The sequence below is a fragment of the Flavobacterium ammoniigenes genome (genome assembly GCF_020886055.1).
Lineage (GTDB): Bacteria > Bacteroidota > Bacteroidia > Flavobacteriales > Flavobacteriaceae > Flavobacterium > Flavobacterium ammoniigenes.
The window spans coordinates 787369-809441 of the sequence record NZ_AP025184.1; the positions used below are offsets into that span (position 1 = coordinate 787369).

Genomic DNA, 22073 nt, shown 5'->3' on the forward strand with positions numbered 1-22073 from the left:
CCAACTCTGAAAGGAAAAAATTAAGTATTTTTTGTAGTGCGTTTAATTTTATTTTTTACATTTGCACCGTGTTAAAGGAATCGAGGCTTGATTAAGTATTAAACTCCTCTTTTATTGCGTTAAAATAACTGTTGTTATTTTATGTCTGCTAAGCCCGGATGGCGGAATTGGTAGACGCGCTGGTCTCAAACACCTGTGGGAAACCGTGCCGGTTCGACTCCGGCTCCGGGTACAAAAGCCTCTTCGAAAGAAGAGGCTTTTTTGTTTTGTCAACTTCTTATTTTGATCCCTTTTTTACTTTTTCATGAAAAGAAAACAGTATATTTGTTTATTATTTTTATCAAATAATTAAACAAAATAAATTCAATCCATTTTTACTTTTCTTGAATAAACAACCCATACATATTGTTTGGTTCAAACGTGACTTTCGTTTGGTGGATAATGAAGCTTTGTTTCATGCTCATCAATCGGGAGTGCCGCTGTTGTTGGTTTGTTTTTTCGAGCCAAGGGTAAAGAGTTATGACGATTCTGATGTTCGCCATTGGCGCTTTGTCTACGAATCCATCCAAGATTTGAATAAAAAATTAGCGCCGTTTAATACTAAAATCTATTTTTTTCATGACGAAGTTAAAACGGTTTTTTCCAAATTAATTAAGGAGTATGATGTCAAAACTGTTTTTTCGCATCAAGAAATTGGGAATAAAGTAACCTATGATCGCGATATAGAAATGAAAGCATTTTTCGATTCCAATGACATCGTCTGGAAAGAATTTCAACTCCATGGGGTGATTCGCAAATTAAAATCAAGACAAAATTGGGACCAACGCTGGGAACAAGTCATGCGCGATACACCTAAACTAATTAAAGAATCCGATTTAAAAACGATTGTGTTACCCGCAGATTTATATGACAGCATGAAAGGGCCTGAATTAGCTGCCGAAATTACCACTCCAAATCCAAATTTTCAACGTGGAGGCGAATATTGGGCCTGGCGGTATCTGGATAGTTTTGTCAAAGAGCGCTATGTGAATTACAGCAAACACATTTCGAAACCAGCCTTGAGTAGAAAAGGCTGTAGCCGATTGTCACCTTATTTGACGTATGGGAATATTAGTATGCGGATGATTTATCAGTATACCAATCAGCATTACGAAGCGTCTAAAAACAAACGCGCCGTTCTCAATTTTGTTTCCCGTTTGCATTGGCATTGCCATTTTATGCAAAAATTCGAAGACGAATGCGAAATGGAATTTGAAAATGCCAATCGAGCCTACGACACTTTGGTCAAACCAAAGAACGAAACCTACATCAAAGCTTGGCAAGAAGGTAAAACAGGTGTTCCCATTGTCGATGCCTGCATGCGATGTTTAGTTGCCACCGGTTATATTAACTTTAGAATGCGTGCCCTGGTGGTGTCGTTTTTTACTTTTAATCTATGGCAAGATTGGCGTGAATTGCATTTTCTAGCAAGGCAGTTTTTAGATTATGAACCCGGTATTCATTACCCACAAATTCAGATGCAATCGGGTACCACCGGAATCAATACTATCCGTATTTATAATCCAATTAAAAATTCGGAGGAACACGATCCAGAAGGGGTTTTTATCAAACAATGGTTGCCCGAATTGAAAGAAGTGCCAATCCATTTGCTTCATGAACCATGGAAAATGAACGAAATGGAACAGCAGTTTTACAATTGCGTTATTGGTAACGATTATCCTGCGCCTATTGTAAACATAGAAGAAACTCGAAAATATGCCAGCGATATCGTTTGGAGCTTTCGAAAAAAAGACGAAGTCAAACAAGAGGGCAAACGAATTTTGCAAAAGCACGTCAGTAACCCCAATAGATCTAACAATGCGAGGAGTAAAAAAACAAAACTTACCTAGTAAAATGTGTGTAGTTTGCCAAAAACCATTCACTTGGCGTAAAAAATGGGAAAAAGTGTGGGACGAAGTAAAATACTGTAGCGATAAATGCAGGTCTTCTAAGTGATGAGTAAATAGTAATAAGTGATTAGTTAGTTCTATTTCCTACAAGGTTGTAAATAACTTTAGGTATAATTTAAAAAAAGAAATGTCAAAAACCCTACGTTTAGTTCTTGGAGATCAATTAAACAGCCATCATTCTTGGTTTAAAACGGTTGATGATTCGGTGACTTATGTCATGATGGAAATTCGAACAGAAACCGATTATGCCACACACCATATTCAAAAAGTAGTGGGTTTTTTCTCGGCAATGCAAGAATTTGCGGCTGAATTGCAATTGCAAAAGCACCAAGTTATTTATATGCATTTGAATGATGACAATAACTTACAATCGTTCGAAAAAAACATTCGTTATTTAATTGAAAAAGAAGCATTCACCCTTTTTGAATACCAATTTCCTGACGAATACCGTTTGGACGAACAGCTGAAAAAGTTGAGTCAATCGCTTGCTATTGCGACATCCGTATGTGATTCGGAGCATTTTATGAGTTCAAGAGACGAATTAGGTGACTTTTTTCAAGGTAAAAAAACCTTTTTAATGGAAAGCTTTTATCATATGATGAGAAAAAAGCACCATATTTTAATGGAAGGCGATAAGCCGCTGACAGGAAAATGGAATTACGATGGCGAAAATCGAAAAAAATTACCCAAAGACCACAAACCTACTTCGCCTTTGGTTTTCCAAAATAAGGTGACCCATATTGTTTCTGAAATTCAAAAAACAGACATCCAAACCATTGGAAATATTGATGCTAACAATTTTGTTTGGCCGATCAATAGAAAACAATCGCTAGCATTACTTGATTTTTTTGTAACCGAATGTTTGGCCCTTTTTGGGAGTTACCAAGATGCCATGACGCCAAATGAATGGTCTTTGTATCACGCCCGACTTTCGTTTTCCATGAACCTGAAAATGATTTCGCCTTTGGAAGTGATTAACCGAGCCATATTGGAATGGGAAAAGAATCCAGATACAATTGCTTACCATCAATTGGAAGGATTTGTACGCCAAATTATTGGCTGGCGCGAATACATGCGCGGAATTTACTGGAACAAAATGCCAGAATACGCCACGATGAATTATTTCAATAACGGAAACCCACTTCCAGAATGGTTCTGGACGGGAAAAACCAAAATGAATTGCTTGAAAGACGCCATCAACCAATCGTTGAATTATGCGTATGCACATCACATTCAGCGATTAATGGTAACGGGTAATTTTGCACTTTTGGCCGGAATTCATCCCGATGAAGTAGATGCCTGGTATTTAGGAATCTATATCGATGCCATTGAGTGGGTAGAAATTACCAATACAAGAGGTATGAGCCAGTTTGCTGACGGTGGAATTGTGGGTACCAAACCCTATGTGAGTTCGGCCGCTTATATTGATAAAATGAGTCATTATTGCGGTAGTTGCTTTTACAAAAAAGCAGTAAAAACAGGTGACAAAGCCTGCCCTTTCAATAGTTTGTATTGGAATTTTTATGATAAAAATGAAGACAAATTAGGTAAAAATCCCCGAATTGGAATGATGTATAATGTATGGCGAAAAATGAAACCGGAGGACAAAGTTGCTTTATTAGAACAAGCAGATTACTATTTGAAAAACATAAATAATTTATGATTAAGAATGCACTAGTTTGGTTCAAAACCGATTTACGAATTGAAGATAACGAAACGCTTTTAAGAGCTATTGCGCAAAGTGAGAAGATACTACCTGTCTATTGTTTTGACGAAGCCCATTTTGAAACTACTCCTTATGGGTTTAAAAAAACGGGTGCTTTTAGAGCGCAATTTTTATTAGAATCGCTCGAAGATTTGGATGCCCAATTAAGAACTTTAGGTTCTGGTTTACGTATTGTGATGGGAAAACCAGAAGTAGAAATTCCAAAATTGGTTCAAGAATACAAAGCGCAAAAAGTCTTTGCCAAGCGCGAAGTAGCCTTTGAAGAAATTCAAACTGAAAAAAGAGTTCGAACGGAACTTTTTAAATTGCGATGTGAATTAGAAACGTTCAGTACTAGTACTTTATATCATGCCGAAGACTTGCCTTTTTCTATCAAAGACATTCCAGATGTGTTTACCAATTTTAGAAAAAAAACAGAAAAGGATTCCGAGATAAGACAGCCATTTTCGACACCAACGAAAATTAATTCCCCTGAAATTTCTCCTCTAGAATTACCCACTTTAGAAGCGTTGGGATTAATCAAAAACACTATCGATTCTCGCGCGGTATTGCAATTTAAAGGGGGAGAAAGTGAAGCACTTCAACGTTTGAATCACTATTTTTTTGAGACTCAATGCTTGTCTACCTATAAAGAAACCCGCAACGGAATGGTAGGCGCTGATTATTCGTCCAAGTTTTCGCCATGGCTGGCTTTGGGTTGTATCTCTCCAAGATTTATTTATGCTGAAATTCTAAAATACGAAAAGCAATTTGGCGCCAACGATTCGACCTATTGGTTGGTTTTTGAATTACTTTGGCGTGATTTTTTCCGATTTATGTTTAAAAAATACCAAACGAAATTTTTCTTGTACGAAGGAATAAAAACGGAAAAAGTGAATTCGAAATCCTTAAATGAAAAGTTGCTTTCGCAATGGATCAATGGCACCACACCTTCTGATTTTATTAATGCGAATATGCGTGAATTACAACAAACTGGATTCATGAGTAATCGTGGGCGACAAAACGTAGCGAGTTATTTTTGCAACGAAATGAATATGGATTGGCGTTTTGGCGCTGCTTATTTTGAAGAGCAATTAATCGATTATGATGTGTGCAGCAATTGGGGGAATTGGGCGTATTTAGCAGGAGTAGGGAATGACCCAAGAGGGCATCGTTATTTCAATATTGAGAAACAAGCAGCTGATTATGATAAAAAGAAATCGTTTAGAAAGTTGTGGCTAACCGAATAAATTATTCGGTTGCGGTTTCTAGGACCACCCATTTTTTATCACTATTCAATTTAAAAGAACCAATAAATTCTTTATTCCATTCATTGGGAGCAATTAGTGACAAAAATTCAATACCGTCATCACCTAAATACATATGATAAGTTTCGCCGATGACAGGCTCAAATGCAAATTTCGCATTGTACACTAATTCATTCCATTTGTAATCGTCCATTAGTTTTTGGTAAGCCGATTGCAATTCTTGGAATTTGTTTTCAAATTCTTTGTTAACACTGTGAATACCACGCGATTTCCAAGCTACCACATCATCTGCTTTAATAACAGGCGCTCCTACAGAAGTTGCATAAGGCAATAAACTAGCGTTGTATCCTTGTTCTTCAGAGTATACGATATTGTCTGGTTTTTTATCGCTCATGGCTATTGGCTGTGATTTTAAAACTAATTTGCTAACGGAGTCAAATTTACAATAAAATGTATTTGAAATAGGGAACTTTTGTTGAAATAATCATCTCTTAGCTCTCGATTGCTTAGAATTCCAATTTAGTTTTATGGAAATTAAATAGTGTGTTATTTTATTGTAAAAAAATAAAAAATAGATAGGCACTAGTAAGGAAGTATACAAATAGTTGTTATTTTTGAAATTCCTACCTCTAAATAATGGTTATGAAAATACGTTCATCTTCAAAGTCACCTACTCAATTATTTGGAGAGTTATCAGACGGTAGCAAAGTGTATTCCCATGAAATTTCAAATTCCAATGGGATGTCTCTCAAAGTCATGGACTATGGAGCGACTGTAATTGCATTGAAAAAAAGCTTAAAGAACGGAAAAGTAGTTGACGTTGTCTTAGGTTTCGATGCATTGTCAGATTATGTGGATTCTTATTCGCTTCCAAGCGCACCCTATTTTGGAGCTACTGTGGGGCGCTTTGCAGGACGTATTGCAAATGCCACTTTTGATTTAAATGGGAAGTCGATTGTACTTCATCAAAATAATAGTGGGAATGCTTTGCATGGAGGAATAGCGGGCTTTAGCCAAAAACTATGGCGATTGGAGCAATTGAAAACGGATAAAAACCCTTCGGTAAGTTTCAGTTATAGGAGTCCTGCAGGGGAAGAACTATACCCTGGTGAATTAAAAGTTAGTGTTACTTACACGCTAACCGAAGAAAGCGAATTAGAAATTGAGTACAAAGCTACCACTAATGAGCCTACGGTGGTCAATTTAACGCATCACAGTTATTTTAATTTAGAGGGACAACATAGTAGTGTTTTAAAACAAGAACTCCATATTGATGCCTATGAAATTTTAGAAACAATTGACATGATTCCAACAGGAAAAATGCTTCCAGTTCAATCTACCGAGTCGGATTATACGGCTCCAAAACCATGTCCCGAAGTAATTGACACTACCTTTGTTATCAAGGCAAAAGAATCTTTAGCAGCTACCCTTTTGAGTAAAGAAAACAATTTAAAAATGGAAGTGTATACGAATCAACCTGGTTTGCATGTCTATGTTGGCGGAAATTGTTTTACTCAAATCAAAGGGAAAGAAAATGCCTCTTACCATTCCCAAAGTGGGATTTGTTTTGAAACTCAAAATTTCCCAGATGCCCCCAATCATCCAAATTTTCCGTCGGCAATTCTGTTGCCAGGCGATATTTATTTTCATAAAACCATTTATAAATTTCAATCCTTTTAAGATGAAAAACAACATATTAATTTCTTTTTCAGCCGTTATGCTTTTGGCTTGTTTTTCTTGTAGTTCACAAACTGAAGTAGCCCCGAAGCCTGTCGATCCAATTGTACCAGTAGCTACCTCCTTTGTAAAAGGGGCTGATGTGGGTTGGTTGCCCCAAATGGAAGCTACGGGTTATCTTTTTTTAGATCAAGATGGCAAAGCAAAAGACGCATTACAATTATTAAAAGATAGAGGAATAAATACGGTTCGCCTTCGCGTATGGGTCAATCCTTCCAACCATAAAATTGATGGGCATTGCAGTAAAGAAGAAACGGTTGCTATGGCAGTTCGCGCCCAAAAATTAGGAATGCGTGTGATGATTAATTTTCATTACAGCGATTCTTGGGCCGACCCTGCTAAGCAAAACAAACCTTTGGCTTGGGCCAATCATACGGTAGCCCAATTAAAACAAGACGTTTACAACCATACATTTGATGTCATTTCAGCTTTGAAACAAGCAGGGGTTACACCCGAATGGGTTCAGGTGGGGAATGAAATACCAGGAGGCATGTTATGGCCAGAAGGGAGTACCAATAATTGGAGTCAGTTAGCCCAATTCCTAAATAGTGGATACGATGCGGTCAAGGCTGTAGATTCGAAAATTAAAGTGGTTGTTCATGTCGACGAAGGAAATAATAATGCCAAATTCAGATGGTTTTTTGATGCCGCTACGGCGCAAAATGTCAAATACGATATCATTGGATTGTCCTATTATCCGTATTGGATTCAAAAAGATTATACACAAACCATCGCCGATTTGTCTACGAATATGAATGATATGGTAGCTCGATACAACAAAGACGTCATGGTGGTTGAAGTGGGAGGTGAGTATGACAAAGTACAAAACACCTATGAGATGTTGCGAGCCACTATACAAGCAGTTAAAAATGTTCCTAACAATAGAGGATTAGGAGTGATGTATTGGGAGCCTCAGGGAGAAAAAACCTGGAGCGGTTATTCGCTAAGCGCTTGGCAAGCGGATGGGAAACCATCGCCGGCTTTGGATGCGTTTAAATAAAGTACAATTAATATAAATAAAATTGGAAATACAACATGCCCTAAAGGGAATACTATGAATACACCATTAATTCAATCCACAACGGATTTTTTCAAAAAAACTTTTGGCAACAGCCCGCAAAAAATAGTCTTGTCTCCTGGGCGAATCAATATTATTGGAGAACACATTGATTACAATGACGGTTTTGTTTTACCCGCTGCCATTGATAAAGTGATTTGTTTTGCTTTTGAAAAAACCAATTCAGAAACCTCAACAATAGTTGCCATTGATTTGAACGAAAGCTTTGAAATCAATGTGGAAAATCCGGTAACACTCCACGAGGTTATTTGGACCAATTATTTTAGAGGCGTAGTGCAACAAATCCAAAATAAAGGGTTAATCATTGGAAATTTCAATTGTGTTTTTAGTAGTACCATTCCTGTGGGTTCAGGTTTGTCTTCTTCAGCGGCTTTAGAATGTGGTTTTTTATTTGGTTTGAACGAACTATTCCATCTCGACATTAAACCGGTCGATTTGTCGCTAATGGGACAAAGTGCTGAGCATTGGGTAGGGATTAATTGCGGTATCATGGATCAATTTGCCAGTGTGATGGGCAAAGCCAATCAAGTAATCAAAATCGACTGTCGTACACTAGAATACGAATATCACAATGCTGATTTTAGTAATTATTCACTAGTGTTGTTTGATAGTAATGTCAAGCACTCACTTTTCACTTCTGCCTATAATCAACGCCGAGAAGAATGCGAACAAGGGTTGGCTATTTTATCCTCCCATTTTCCAGAAGTAAAAAGTTTTAGAGAAGCTTCAGAAGAGCAACTGTTAAGCATTAAAGATTCTATGACTGAGGATGTATTCAAACGAAGTCACTATGTTATTAAAGAAATTAAACGAGTTACTTTAGCTTGTGAAGCACTTGATAATGGCGATATTGTGACTTTGGGTCAGTTGCTGTTTGAAACTCACGAAGGCCTTTCTAAAGAATACGAAGTAAGTTGTCCTGAACTAGATATGATTGTCGATACACTTAAAAAAGAACCTGCTGTAATAGGTTCAAGAATGATGGGTGGTGGTTTTGGAGGTTGTACCATCAACCTAATAAAAAAAGGAGAAGAAGCTACCATCAAATCAAAATTGACCCAATTGTACCACGCCACTTTTGGCATTGAATTAAAAACCTATGAGGTTAGGATTTCAAACGGCACCTCTCTTTACAATCCAGTATAAATGAAAAATTTCGATAGTAACGAAGACCCTCACAGACGCTACAACCCTTTGATTAACGAATGGGTTTTGGTGTCGCCTCATCGATCCAAACGACCTTGGCAGGGGCAAAACGAAAAAATTGTTAGTGATGCTTTACCACAATACGATCCAAATTGTTATTTGTGTCCAGGCAATGTGCGTGCCAATGGAATTCATAATACGGATTACAAAGATCCTTTTGTTTTTGACAATGATTTTGCCGCTCTAAAACAGGAAGAAATTCATTTTGAAGCCAATCAGGAAGCGACTTTTTTTAAGTTACAACCCGAAAGAGGAATTTCAAGAGTCGTTTGCTTTTCGCCTAATCATAACGAGACTTTGCCCGAAATGTCGATCGAAGCGATTGAGAAAATTGTTCGAACTTGGCAACAAGAATACATTGAATTAGGAAAGATTGACTACGTCAATTATATTCAGATTTTTGAAAATAAAGGAAGTGTGATGGGATGTAGTAATCCGCACCCCCACGGACAAATTTGGGGACAATCGTCGTTGCCAACTCAAGTTGAGAAAACACAAACCAACTTAAAAAAATATTTTGACCAAAACCAACGCACTCTTTTGCACGATTATATTCAAGAAGAATTACAAAAACAAAAACGAATTGTTATTGAAAACAATCACTTTGTTGCTTTGGTACCTTTTTGGGCCATTTGGCCATTTGAAACCATGCTAGTCAGTAAACGCGCGGTTGCTAAAATTACCGATTTCAGTCCGGAGGAAGCGCATCATTTTGCCGCAATTTTAAAACAGTTGACCACGAAATATGACAACCTATTTGAAACGTCATTCCCCTATTCGTCAGGGATTCATCAAGCGCCAACCGATGGAGAAGAACATCCAGAATGGCATTTTCATATGCATTTTTATCCCCCTTTGTTACGCTCTGCAACCGTTAAAAAATTCATGGTAGGCTATGAAATGTTGGGCGAATCACAACGCGACATCACAGCTGAAAAAAGTGCTGCCATGTTAAGAGAACAATCAGAGGTACATTATAAGTTGAGATAATTTACGATATACAATATTGGATTTACAAACAATAATTAATCCAACCCAACCAACTTTACATCAAAACCCCTATATTTATTTCCGCTATTTAACCAATAAAAATTATGAACCAGAACAGTCTACAATTAACCGATTACATTGTCTTTATCATTTATTTTTTGGTAGTATCTATTTATGGATACACCATTTACCGCAAACGTGAAAAAAATGAAAACGATGCGAAAGCCTACTTTTTAGCAGAAGGGAAACTAACCTGGTGGGCTATTGGGGCCTCTTTAATTGCCTCCAATATATCAGCAGAACAATTTATTGGAATGAGTGGTGAAGGCTTCTTTCTAGGAATTGCCGTAGCGGCATACGAATGGATTGCAGCGATTACTTTATTGATAGTGGCCATTTGGTTTATTCCAGTGTATTTGAAAAACAAAATTTACACCATGCCTCAGTTTTTAAAGACACGATACAACGAGTCGACGGCTTTGATTATGGCGGTATTTTGGTTGTTTTTATATGTTTTTGTGAACTTAACTTCTATTTTATATTTGGGTGCTGTAGCTATTAATGGTTTGGCTGGTGGCCAATATTTGCACGTTATCATGATAGGCTTGGCTTTCTTTGCCTTAGTCATTTCGCTTGGAGGAATGAAAGTAGTGGCCTATACCGATGTAATTCAAGTAGCCGTTTTACTGGTTGGTGGTCTAGTCACTTCCTATATCGCTTTGACAACGGTGAGTCATTATTTTGGTTTTGGCCACGATGCGATCGCTGGTTTCCAAGTGTTGATGGACCAAGCACCAGAACATTTCAAAATGATTATGCCCGAACCAACCGCCGCTTCGACACAAGAAGAGATCAATAAATACTTGACTATTCCGGGATTGATGGCTTATTTGGCTGGTATTTGGATTATTAATTTGAATTATTGGGGTTGTAACCAATACATTACCCAACGTGCTTTGGGTGCCGATTTAGATACGGCACGTTCCGGAATTTTATTCGCGGGATTCATTAAATTGTTCATGCCGTTGATTGTTATTTTGCCTGGAATTGCTGCCTATGTTTTGCATCAAAGTGGGCATTTACCACAATTAGTTGGCGGAAAAGACGGTGCTTATTCGGCTATTTTGACGTTTTTGCCTACCGGTTTAAAAGGACTTTCAGTTGCGGCTTTGACCGCAGCTATTGTAGCTTCATTAGCAGGAAAAGTTAACAGCATTTCTACTATTTACACTTTGGATATTCATAAAAAATACATTCAAAAAGATGCAACAGATACCAAACAAGTCAACGTTGGTAAATACGCTGTTTTTGCAGCCATGTTTTTAGCGGTACTATTTACTTGGAATGACACCCTAGGTATTGGCGGCGTGGGTGGATTTACCTACATTCAAAAATATACTGGTTTTATTAGTCCTGGGGTATTTGCGATGTTCATTTTAGGAATGTTTTGGAAACGTACTACAGGAGCTGCTGCTGTTGTAGGAGTACTAGCTGGATTTGCGTTGTCGGTAGTGTTTAATGAATTGGCTCCAGCTTGGTTTGGAAATGATACCTGGTTGTATACGGCTTATGCTAATGGCAAAGGCGGTTATGAAATTCCTTTCTTAATTTGTATGGGATTATCATTCATCTTTACGATGCTCCTGATGATTGTGGTAAGTTTAGCGGGTCCTAAAGTCAATGAGAAAGCTTTTGAACTAGACAAAACCATGTTCAAAATGAAACCACAAACTACGATTCTAATCGTAGCCTTAGTCTTAACTATTTTTGCTTTGTATGTCAAGTTTTGGTAGAGGAACAGATTATAAAATAATATCTCCGTTTAGATTATCTATCATTTATAGAGTTTGTTATACAATTTTGTTATAATGCACTAAGCTTCTACAAAATAAAAAACCCGTCAAAATTTCTCTTGACGGGTTTTTTATTATTAAGTGAAATGTATTTATCCTAATAAGTCCAATACTAGTGAAGGGAACAAACCAATAATAATATTCAAAGTAATTGCGGTAAATGCTACTGCATAAATTAAGATGGGTTTTCCGCTGCGTTCTTCATTAGATTCTTTGGTATACATCGCTAAGATCAATTTGAAATAATAGCCTACACTGATAATAGAGTTGATGACAGCAACTAACACAAGTGCTAAATACCCATTTTCGATAGTTTGAGTAAACAATACCAGTTTAGCAAAGAATCCCGCGAATATTGGAATACCAGCCATAGAAAGTAACGAGGCAGTCAAAACAGCTGCCAAAAACGGATGTGTTTTTCCTAATCCGTGAAAGTTGGTAATGTCTTCGTTATGTTGGTTTTTACAAACGTATAAAATCACACTAAAAGCAGCGATTCCCGACAACGCATAAGCTGTTGTGTAGTACAACAAACTACTCGCTGAGTTAGCCAAACTTAATAATGTCATCAACATAAAACCAGCATGTGAAATTCCGGAGAAAGCCAACATACGTTTTACATTAGTTTGTTTCAATGCCATAATATTTCCAACTGTCATAGAGGCCATTGCAATAGCCACAATCACCATTTTGTAGGTTTCTGATATATCGGCATTCATTACAGATAATAGTTTGTAAAGAGTCGCCATCGCCACCACTTTAGCCAAAGTACTCATCAAAGCAGTCGTTAAAGCTGGTGAACCTTCGTACACATCCGGTGCCCAGAAATGGAAAGGTACGGCTGCAATTTTGAATAACATTCCCACAGTCAATAAAGCGATTCCTATTGGAAACCAAACTGGCAATTCTGCCGATTGCGATAATTCGCTAATTTCAGTTACATCAAAACTTCCCATAGCGCCGTAAACTAAGCAAATACCGAATAATAAAATCCCGGAAGCAAACGAACCCATCAAGAAATATTTCATTCCGGCTTCGTTACTTTTTAAAAGCAATCGGTCGCTAGCAGCCAAAACATACAAAGAGATTGACAATACTTCGATTCCTAAGAAAAACATGGCTAAGTTGCCAAAAGAGACCATGGCTACCGCACCCGATAGTAAAAACACTTTGATGGCTATAAAATCAGAGATTTTGTTTTGATGATTTTCGTAAAAATTATGTCCTAAGGCCACTAAGAAAATAGTCAGTACAATAAACAAAGATGAAAAAGCAGTAGAGTATTTACTCACCACAATCATATTGCCATAGTAACTTTCGGTTGAACCAAACTCAGAGATATTCAACCCTAAAACGGCCAATAAACCAATAATGGTAACAGGCACAATGGCTTTTCGTAAATTTAGAATTTCAAATACAAGGCATAAAACACCTAATCCTATTATTGCTATTAATGTATTCATTGTAAAGTGGACTTATTTGATTCTATTGATTTGATTTAAAATTCCTTCGATGCTTGGTGCAATCAATTGGATGATTGGTTTTGGATACAATCCAAAAAAGAACAACACAGCAATGATCACCACTAAAACTATTCCTTCATTAATTGTAATATCAGCAAAGGGTTTGGTATTGGTTTCTCCTAACATAACCGATTGGTACATTTTCAACATATAGTAGGCACCTAAAATGATAGTCGTTCCGCCTAAAATGGCAAATACTATATTCACTTGCGACAAACTATACAATACAGTGAATTCCCCAATGAAGTTAAAAGTGGTTGGCAATGCAACCGAGGCTAATACGATAAGTAAAAATAGGGAAGCGAATTTTGGCGCTTGTGAGCGAATACCACCCATATCGGCGATCACTCTAGTTTCGTATCTTCTGTAAATGATTTCAGCAATAAAGAACAAACCTACCACTACAAAACCGTGTGCTATCATTTGTAAAACCGCACCACTAATTCCGTCAGCAGTCATTGTGTAAGCTCCTGCTGCAATTAATCCAACGTGTGCTAATGAAGAATAAGCCAATAATTTTTTCAAGTCTTTTTGTCTCAACGCCACAATAGAACCATAGATCACTCCAGCAATTCCAAGAACCAGCATAATCGTAACATGCCCTTTTGCTGCCCAAGGAACAATTGGCAATTGCCAACGAATCACACTATACAATCCCATTTTTAACATGATACCAGACAACAACATAGTTCCAACGGTAGGTGCTTTTTGGTATACATTAGCTTGCCAAGTATGGAAAGGGATGATTGGAATTTTGATGGCGTAAGCCAAGAAAAAACCAACAAATAACCACACTTGTTCGGCTCCGCTTAAGTTCAATTCGTATAAATCTTCAATCAATAAACTTCCAGCTTTTTGGTACAAATAGGCAAAACCTACTAGCATAAATAAAGAACCTGCCAAAGTATAAATGAAGAATTTCACTACCGCTTTTTTGCGTTCTTCGGCATCGCCATTCCCCCAAACAAGAGCAATGAAATAAATGGGCAATAAAGACAATTCCCAAAAAATGTAATACAACAATCCATCAGCAGCTAAGAAAGTTCCCGCCATAGCAAAAGCCATGAAAAGAATTAAAGCATAAAATGTTTTGGCATTATTTACTTCGGTTCCAAAAGAGGAATAAATAATTATTGGAGTTAAAGCTGTAGTTAGCAATACCATCGCTAAAGCTAAACCGTCTGCTTTTAAAGCAAAATAAATAGTTGGTTTTGAAATCCATTCAGTAATGAATCCGATATTTTCGCCCAAATTGTATTGGTTCAATAATACGATGGAAGCACCCAAGGAAACGAGTCCGAAAAGCAAGGCAACTTTAGATGCCAATTTATCACCTACGGTGTAAGTTGCTAGAGCACCAATTAATAGAATAAGTAATATAAAAGATACGTTCATAGTGTATATATTATTGAGCTAAAAATAAAAAGGAAATAATGGCACAAAGACCTAAAACAAAAGCAAAAAGGTACAATCCGACACTTCCATTTTGTACTTTTTTCCCTTGAAGACTAATGGCATTGGTTGCTTTTCCAAATCCAAATACGAAAGCAGATAAGCTAGTTTCCATTTGATCTCTGAAGAATTTTGACAATGCGTTTATTGATTTTACAAATAAGTAATCGTATGCTTCGTCCAAGTAGTATTTGTTATACAGGACTTTGGCAAATCCAGTAATCGAAGCATCGTCTCCAGGCACTGTATTTTGTTTGTTGTATTTGGCATAAGCCAATCCAATTCCGACTAATCCACCTACAACGGCAATTGCCATTAATAGGTATTCTGTACTACCTAAATGGTGTTCTGCTGAGGCTAATTTTGGTACAATTGGAATCAAATAATGATTCAACCAAGAATTACCTGGTAAGCTAATTAAACCACCAATTGTTGCTAAAATAGCCAACACAATTAATGGGAATGTAATCAAAGCTGGACTTTCGTGTAAGTGGTGTTTTTGTTCTTCAGTTCCTCTAAACTCGTTAAAGAAAGTCAAGAACATCAAACGGAACATATAGAAAGCCGTCATTATTGATGCTACCGAAGCAACTACCCATAACGGAATGTTATGATGAAAAGCCGTTAATAAAATTTCGTCTTTAGAAAAGAATCCTGAAAAAACAGGCACTCCTGAAATCGCCAATGAAGAAACTAACATGGTGATAAACGTAATTGGCATCACTTTTTTCAAACCACCCATCTTGCGCATGTCTTGTTCTCCGTGCAAAGCGTGGATCACTGAACCTGAACCCAAGAACAAACAGGCTTTGAAGAACGCATGCGTGATCACGTGGAAAACAGCTACTTCGTAAGCACCTAAACCTAATGCTAAAAACATCAAACCTAATTGCGATACAGTAGAGTAGGCCAAAACTTTTTTGATATCGTTTTGTACCAATCCAATAGTAGCAGCTACTAAGGCTGTTATTGCTCCAATTACCGCAATGATACTTTGAACGTCTGGTGTTAGATCAAAAATAAAGTTCAAACGAGTAATCATAAAGATACCGGCTGTTACCATGGTTGCGGCGTGAATCAATGCCGAAACTGGCGTAGGTCCTGCCATCGCATCGGGTAACCAAGTGTATAATGGAATTTGTGCTGATTTTCCAGTGGCACCAATAAACAAACACAAAGCAGCAGCAGAAAGCCAGTACATATCGATGTTGGTTGCTCCAGCAATAGCAGTTTTTAAAGTGGCGTAGTCTAAAGTAGAGAACAAATGTCCTAAAATGAAGATTCCGATTAACAATCCTAAATCTCCAATTCTATTCATGATGAAGGCTTTTTTAGCAGCATCATTGTAGTCTTGGTTTTTGTACCAAAATCCAATTAATAAATACGAACACAAACCAACACCTTCCCAACCGATGAACAACACTAATAAGTTACTTCCAACCACTAACGTAATCATGAAGAAAACGAATAAGTTGAGGTAGGCAAAGAATTTGTGCATGTTCTCATCGTCGTGCATGTAGCTGATCGAATACAAGTGGATCAATGAACCAATTCCTGTTACAAAAAGCAACCATAAAACGGACAATTGGTCTAATAAGAAACCAAAGTCAATTTTGATATTACTTACATGAATCCAATCAAAAAGAGTGATATTGAATCCTTTTGGTTCTGCCGATAAAGCGTTAAAGAAATAAATGGATGTAGCAAAAGATACCGCTACTGAAAGGGTTCCGATGATTCCCGAAACGGTTTTTCCTAGACTTTTGCCCAAGAAAACATTAATTAAAAATCCCGCAAAAGGAGCAAGAACTAATAGTAAAGCTATATTGGTATTCATTTCCATTTATCCTTTTAAGTTTTTTAGGGTATCGATACTAATCGAACCTGAATTTTTAAATATCGATACTAAAATGGCTAATCCAACAGCCACTTCGGCAGCAGCTACAGCCATAGAGAAAAACACGAAAACCTGTCCTTGCGCATCTTGATGGTAGGTTGAAAAAGCAACAAACAATAAGTTTACCGCATTCAACATAATCTCGATAGACATAAAAACGATAATGGCATTACGTCTGTACAATACTCCGAATATTCCAATACAAAAAAGGATAACACTCAGGAAGATATAGTTTTCTATACCAATTTGATTTAAAATATTATTCATTTTATTTCTCTAGTTTTTCTTTCTTAGACAATAGAACAGTACCAATCATGGCTACCAATAATAAGATAGAGGCAAATTCGAATGGCACCATATATTCGTTCAATAGGATTTTACCCAACACTTTAATGGATTGGTAATCTTCTCCAGTAGCAATATAATCTCCGGCAATTGGTTTTGAATTGACAAAAATGGCAATCAAAATCAAGCATACCAAACAGAAAGAAACAATCGCTCCTAAACGGGTAATTCTTGGTTTATGTACTTCATTTTCTTTATTCAAGTTCATTAACATAATGGTAAACAAGAACAAAATCATGATCGCTCCCGAATAGACAATTATGTGAACAATAGCTAAAAATTGCGCATTCAATAACAAATAATGTCCCGCAACCGAGAAGAAACAAATCACTAAATAAATAGCACTGTGAATTGGGTTTCGACTAAAAACTGTCAAAAATGCTGTGGATAATGTGATTGCGGCTAGTACGCAAAAAATAATAAGTAATACTGACATTAGTTTGCGTTTTTAAGTTGAGCATTTTGAATTGCCATTTCTAAAGGCATGACCAATTTGTCTTTTCCAAAAATAAAATCTTCTCTATCATAATTAGAAGGGACTAACTCTTTTGAAATCGTCAAATAAATTGCATCTTTTGGGCAAGCTTCTTCACACAATCCACAGAAAATACAACGCAACATGTTGATCTCATAGATTTCGGCATATTTTTCTTCTCTATACAAATGTTTTTCGTCAGGTCTGCGCTCTGCCGCTTTCATGGTGATGGCTTCTGCTGGACATGATAAAGCACACAAACCACAAGCGGTACAATTTTCACGACCTTGTTCGTCACGTTTTAGCATGTGACGTCCTCGGTAAACCGGACTCATTTCGCGCACTTGTTCTGGATAATGAATCGTTGCTTTTTTGGTAAAAAAGTGTTTGATTGTAATTAACAATCCTTTGACAATTGCGATAAGATACATTTTTTCCAAAAAAGTCATCTCTTTGTTAGAGACCACTTTTTTTCTTCCCGATAAGGATATTGTTTCTATTGACATTTTTATTTTTTTTATTTCTTAAGCTAAATAATTAGCACTTCTACAATTGATATTGTTTAGAATCCTAAATAAGCTGCGATATCGGCTCTTAAAATTACAATTCCAGTAATCATGATATTGATAATCGAAAGTGGAATTAATATTCTCCATCCCAAATGCATCAATTGATCGTAACGAAATCTTGGAATCGTCCAACGCACCCACATGTAGAAAAAGATGAATCCACATATTTTTACGAATAATACTCCAATTCCAATGATGTTTCCAATGTTTACTCCAACGTTTTCAACTACCCAACTCATTCCAGGGTAATTATACCCTCCGAAGAATAAAATCGCTAAAATGGTTGATGAGATGAACATGTTAGCATATTCAGCAAACAAATAGAATCCCATTTTCATCGAAGAATATTCGGTGTGGTACCCACCAATTAATTCACTTTCGCATTCCGCTAAGTCAAATGGTGTACGGTTGGTTTCGGCAAAGGCACAAATCAAGAAAATCAAGAACGAAACCGGTTGGTAAAATACGTTCCAGTTCATTCCAGCTTGTTGAGCCGAAATTTCGCGTAAGCTCAAACTTCCTGTCATCATTAACAAAGCAATCATGGACAATCCCATAGCTACCTCATAAGATACCATTTGCGAAGCCGCACGAACCGCTCCCATCAAAGAGAACTTATTATTCGAAGCCCAACCTCCAATCATGATTCCGTAAACTCCAACAGAAACTACTCCGAAGAAGTACAATAATCCAATATTTAAATCGGTTGCTTGTAATAAAATATCACGTCCAAACAAATGTAATTTATCGCCCCAAGGAATTACAGCACTGGTCATTAAAGCCGTACTCATGGCAATAGCAGGTCCTACGAAGAATAAAAATCGGTTGGGTGTATTCGGTTCAAATTCTTCTTTCGAGAACAATTTCAAACCATCTGCAAGTGGTTGAAGTAAACCTCCAAAACCGGCACGGTTAGGACCTACACGGTCTTGTAAAAAGGCAGCTACTTTACGTTCTGCCCAAGTAGAGTACATCGCCATAATCATCGTCACAGCGAAAACCACTACAATAACAACACTTTTTTCTATAATAAAGGTACTATCCATTGCTTATGATTTTTGGTTGTTGGTGTCCAATGGAAATTCAGCCATACTGATTTTTTTACGGTCTTCTTCTCTACCTGCAAGAATTTTCTCTTCGGTATTAATCACCACTTTTTCTAATTTGTGGTTGTATTTATTTTGATTGATAACTGAATCTTTTTCAAACGCTCTTGGTCCTTCAATGGTCCAATCGTTGACATCTTTATGGTCAAAACGACATCCGTTACAAATGAATTCTTCTACTTCATGGTACTCGTCTTTTCTTCCAGTTACTCTTTGGATTTCGTCACCAAACATCCAAACGGTTGTTTTTCCGCAACACTTATCACAATCTCTGTGCGCGTTGTACGGTTTGCTGAACCACACTCTCGATTTGAATCGGAACGTTTTATCAGTCAAAGCACCAACTGGGCAAACATCAATCATGTTGCCAGAGAATTCATTGTCAATTGCTTTCGAGATACAAGTTGAAATGTTAGCGTGATCGCCACGATCCATAACACCATGTACTCTATCATCTGTCAATTGATCGGCTACTTGAACACAACGTTGGCATAAAATACAACGGTTCATGTGCAATTGAATATTTGGTCCAATATCTTCTGGTTCAAAAGTTCTTTTCTCTTCGATATAACGAGTTTGTGATTTTCCGTGTTCGAAACTCAAGTTTTGCAAATCACATTCGCCGGCTTGGTCACACACTGGACAATCCAAAGGATGGTTGATTAGCAAGAATTCAGTAACTGATTTTCTAGCCTCAGTAACTCGTTCCGAAGATTTCGAGTTCACTTCCATTCCGTCCATACATCCTGTTACACAAGACGCCATTAGTTTTGGCATGGGTCTCGGGTCGGCTTCACTTCCTTTAGAAACTTCGACTAAACAACAACGGCATTTTCCACCGCTTCCTTTTAGTTTAGAATAATAGCACATGGCTGGCGGTACTACTTCACCACCAATCATTCGCGCTGCTTGCAGGATGGTTGTTCCTGGTTCTACTTCTATTGACTGACCGTCTATTGTTACTTTCATATTATTAGTTGTTGGTTGTTGGATGATAGTTTAACTATAAGCCTTCAACTTTTATACGGTTTGTTTTGCTACTAAATGTCTCACTTTTTCAAATGGTTCATTGACAAAATGGTCTCTATGTTTGATTTTTTCTGGGAAACGAATATGGTATTCAAATTCCTCTCTAAAATGACGAATCGCAGCAGCAACAGGCCAAGAAGCAGCATCACCTAAGGGACAAATGGTGTTCCCTTCGATTTTACTTTGAATGCTCAAAAGCAATTCAATATCTTCTTCACGACCGTGACCGTTTTCGATTCGGTGTAATACTTTTTCCAACCAACCAGTTCCTTCTCTACATGGCGTACATTGACCACAGCTTTCATGATGGTAAAAACGAGAGAAATTCCAAGTGTTACGAACAATACAAGCGGTATCGTCATACACTATAAATCCTCCTGAACCCAACATGGATCCGGTAGCAAAACCTCCGTCAGACAAACTTTCGTAGGTCATCAATCGGTCTTCACCAGCGGCGGTTTTGTAAATTAAATTGGCAGGCAAAATTGGCACTGAACTTCCTCCTGGAACAAAGGCCTTCAAAGGTCGGTCAGAACTCATTCCGCCTAAATATTCGTCAGAATTCATGAATTCGTATACGCTTAATCCCATTTCAATTTCATATACTCCTGGATTTTTAATGTTTCCTGAAGCTGAAATTAATTTGGTTCCTGTAGAACGTCCCACCCCAATTTTAGCATAATCAGCACCTGAATTGTTTACAATCCAAGGCACAGCCGAAATAGTTTCTACGTTATTCACCACTGTTGGGTTAGCCCAAAGTCCTGATACCGCAGGGAAAGGCGGTTTGATACGTGGGTTACCACGTTTACCTTCTAATGATTCGATTAATGCAGTTTCTTCACCACAGATGTAAGCCCCAGCACCACAATGAACATATAATTCTAAGTCGTAACCAGTTCCTAATATATTTTTACCCAACCAACCAGCAGCTTTCGCTTCGGCGATGGCTCTTTCTAATATTTTATAGACCCACATGTACTCTCCACGAATGTAGATGTAAGAGCGGTTTGCACCCAAGGCATAACTCGAAGTAATCATTCCCTCTATTAACAAGTGCGGAATGTACTCCATTAAGAAACGGTCTTTGAAAGTTCCCGGTTCTGATTCGTCAGCATTACATACTAAATGTCTTGGCTTTCCTGATTTTTTATCAATGAAACTCCATTTCATTCCGGCAGGGAAACCGGCACCACCACGTCCACGTAGCCCCGAAGTTTTTACTTCTTCAACTACTTCGTCAGGGGTTAATGTTTTTAGGGCTTTTTCTACAGAGGCATACCCACCATTTTGACGGTATACTTCGTAGGTTTTAATCCCTGGAATATTGATTTTGTCTAGTAATATTTTTTGTGACATCTTATTTATCGTGTAAGATTATTTTACCCGCTTTGGCCTCTTCAATAATTTGGTCGATCTTTTGTTCGTTCAAATGCTCTTTGTAGAAATCGCCTAGCTGCATCATTGGGGCATACCCACAAGCACCTAAACATTCTACTCCGCGCACTTCAAAAAGACCATCTGCAGTAATTTCGCCCACTTTTACGCCTAACTTTTCACAAGTGTAGTCCATTAGGTTTTCAACTCCGTTCAAACAGCAAGGAGAAGTTTGGCAAAACTCAAACATGTATTTTCCAATCGGTTTTAAATTGAACATGGTATAAAAAGTAGCTACTTCGTATACTTCAACCGGTTTAATGTGAAGGATTTCAGCCACTTTATCCATTAACTCAATACTCAACCAATTTTGGTGTGCATCTTGTACTTCGTGCAAAACAGGAATCAAAGCTGATTTTCTGTTTTCTTCAGGATAATGACCAATTAATTCATTGATGCGATTCATCAAGGCTTCGGTCATATTTATTTCTTGTTTGTGTAAGGTACGTTCCAT

General features: G+C 37.4%; 20 protein-coding genes and 1 tRNA gene. 10 read left to right on the plus strand and 11 right to left on the minus strand.

Annotated elements, in window-relative coordinates; translation table 11 throughout:
* Window positions 1-152: 152 nt before the first annotated feature.
* From LPC21_RS03550 to LPC21_RS03570, 5 genes are all read left to right on the plus strand, one after another.
* Window positions 153-232: transfer RNA gene (locus tag LPC21_RS03550), tRNA-Leu, on the plus strand.
* 151 nt (window positions 233-383) lie between these two features.
* Window positions 384-1889: a cryptochrome/deoxyribodipyrimidine photo-lyase family protein gene (locus LPC21_RS03555; RefSeq protein ID WP_229318132.1), complete on the plus strand. Its 1506-nt coding sequence runs from the start codon at window positions 384-386 to the stop codon at window positions 1887-1889.
* A 4-nt stretch (window positions 1890-1893) separates the two neighbouring features.
* Window positions 1894-1995, plus strand: a complete 102-nt coding sequence (locus LPC21_RS03560) for a DUF2256 domain-containing protein (RefSeq protein ID WP_420828062.1) — start codon at window positions 1894-1896, stop codon at window positions 1993-1995.
* 81 nt (window positions 1996-2076) lie between these two features.
* A complete protein-coding gene (locus LPC21_RS03565) occupies window positions 2077-3612 on the plus strand; it encodes a cryptochrome/photolyase family protein (RefSeq protein WP_229318134.1) in 1536 nt (511 codons plus the stop codon).
* Complete coding sequence (locus LPC21_RS03570; RefSeq protein ID WP_229318135.1) at window positions 3609-4904, plus strand: DASH family cryptochrome; 1296 nt, start codon at window positions 3609-3611, stop codon at window positions 4902-4904. The genes LPC21_RS03565 and LPC21_RS03570 overlap by 4 nt, the downstream gene beginning before the upstream one ends.
* A gap of 1 nt (window position 4905) precedes the next feature.
* On the opposite strand, the gene LPC21_RS03575 is transcribed toward LPC21_RS03570, so the two are convergent.
* On the minus strand, window positions 4906-5316 hold the full coding sequence (locus LPC21_RS03575) for a DUF2452 domain-containing protein (RefSeq protein ID WP_229318136.1): 411 nt from the start codon (window positions 5314-5316) through the stop codon (window positions 4906-4908).
* A gap of 248 nt (window positions 5317-5564) precedes the next feature.
* On the opposite strand from LPC21_RS03575, the gene LPC21_RS03580 reads away from it, so the two are divergent.
* From LPC21_RS03580 to LPC21_RS03600, 5 genes are all read left to right on the plus strand, one after another.
* Window positions 5565-6602 carry an aldose epimerase family protein gene (locus LPC21_RS03580; RefSeq protein WP_229318137.1) on the plus strand — a complete coding sequence of 346 codons (1038 nt, stop codon included), beginning with the start codon at window positions 5565-5567 and terminating at the stop codon, window positions 6600-6602.
* Between the two features lies 1 nt (window position 6603).
* Window positions 6604-7659, plus strand: coding sequence for a glycoside hydrolase family 53 protein (locus LPC21_RS03585; protein WP_229318138.1), 1056 nt, complete (start codon window positions 6604-6606; stop codon window positions 7657-7659).
* A 54-nt stretch (window positions 7660-7713) separates the two neighbouring features.
* A complete protein-coding gene (gene galK, locus LPC21_RS03590) occupies window positions 7714-8883 on the plus strand; it encodes a galactokinase (RefSeq protein WP_229318139.1) in 1170 nt (389 codons plus the stop codon).
* Window positions 8884-9933 carry a UDP-glucose--hexose-1-phosphate uridylyltransferase gene (locus tag LPC21_RS03595; protein ID WP_229318140.1) on the plus strand — a complete coding sequence of 350 codons (1050 nt, stop codon included), beginning with the start codon at window positions 8884-8886 and terminating at the stop codon, window positions 9931-9933.
* 104 nt (window positions 9934-10037) lie between these two features.
* Window positions 10038-11726: a sodium/sugar symporter gene (locus LPC21_RS03600; protein WP_229318141.1), complete on the plus strand. Its 1689-nt coding sequence runs from the start codon at window positions 10038-10040 to the stop codon at window positions 11724-11726.
* A 152-nt stretch (window positions 11727-11878) separates the two neighbouring features.
* Here LPC21_RS03600 and LPC21_RS03605 read toward each other — a convergent pair whose 3' ends face one another.
* From LPC21_RS03605 to LPC21_RS03650, 10 genes are read right to left on the minus strand one after another with little or no spacing between them, the layout of a single operon-like run.
* Window positions 11879-13249 (minus strand): NADH-quinone oxidoreductase subunit N, encoded by a 1371-nt coding sequence (locus LPC21_RS03605; RefSeq protein WP_229318142.1) that lies wholly within the window; start codon window positions 13247-13249, stop codon window positions 11879-11881.
* 12 nt (window positions 13250-13261) lie between these two features.
* Complete coding sequence (locus LPC21_RS03610) at window positions 13262-14704, minus strand: complex I subunit 4 family protein (RefSeq protein ID WP_229318143.1); 1443 nt, start codon at window positions 14702-14704, stop codon at window positions 13262-13264.
* Window positions 14705-14714: 10 nt separating this feature from the next.
* The gene (gene nuoL, locus LPC21_RS03615; RefSeq protein WP_229318144.1) at window positions 14715-16598 is read right to left on the minus strand and encodes an NADH-quinone oxidoreductase subunit L; all 1884 of its coding nucleotides are present in this window, start codon (window positions 16596-16598) and stop codon (window positions 14715-14717) included.
* A gap of 6 nt (window positions 16599-16604) precedes the next feature.
* The gene (gene nuoK / locus LPC21_RS03620; RefSeq protein ID WP_229318145.1) at window positions 16605-16925 is read right to left on the minus strand and encodes an NADH-quinone oxidoreductase subunit NuoK; all 321 of its coding nucleotides are present in this window, start codon (window positions 16923-16925) and stop codon (window positions 16605-16607) included.
* A 1-nt stretch (window position 16926) separates the two neighbouring features.
* Window positions 16927-17439, minus strand: a complete 513-nt coding sequence (locus LPC21_RS03625) for an NADH-quinone oxidoreductase subunit J family protein (RefSeq protein ID WP_229318146.1) — start codon at window positions 17437-17439, stop codon at window positions 16927-16929.
* The gene (locus LPC21_RS03630; protein WP_229318147.1) at window positions 17439-17984 is read right to left on the minus strand and encodes a NuoI/complex I 23 kDa subunit family protein; all 546 of its coding nucleotides are present in this window, start codon (window positions 17982-17984) and stop codon (window positions 17439-17441) included. Before LPC21_RS03630 ends, LPC21_RS03625 begins: the two co-directional genes overlap by 1 nt.
* 56 nt (window positions 17985-18040) lie before the next feature.
* The gene (nuoH, locus tag LPC21_RS03635; RefSeq protein WP_229318148.1) at window positions 18041-19093 is read right to left on the minus strand and encodes an NADH-quinone oxidoreductase subunit NuoH; all 1053 of its coding nucleotides are present in this window, start codon (window positions 19091-19093) and stop codon (window positions 18041-18043) included.
* A gap of 3 nt (window positions 19094-19096) precedes the next feature.
* Window positions 19097-20122 carry an NADH-quinone oxidoreductase subunit G gene (locus tag LPC21_RS03640; protein WP_229318149.1) on the minus strand — a complete coding sequence of 342 codons (1026 nt, stop codon included), beginning with the start codon at window positions 20120-20122 and terminating at the stop codon, window positions 19097-19099.
* A 51-nt stretch (window positions 20123-20173) separates the two neighbouring features.
* Complete coding sequence (nuoF, locus tag LPC21_RS03645; RefSeq protein ID WP_229318150.1) at window positions 20174-21541, minus strand: NADH-quinone oxidoreductase subunit NuoF; 1368 nt, start codon at window positions 21539-21541, stop codon at window positions 20174-20176.
* A gap of 1 nt (window position 21542) precedes the next feature.
* Window positions 21543-22073 (minus strand): complex I 24 kDa subunit family protein, encoded by a 531-nt coding sequence (locus LPC21_RS03650; protein ID WP_229318151.1) that lies wholly within the window; start codon window positions 22071-22073, stop codon window positions 21543-21545.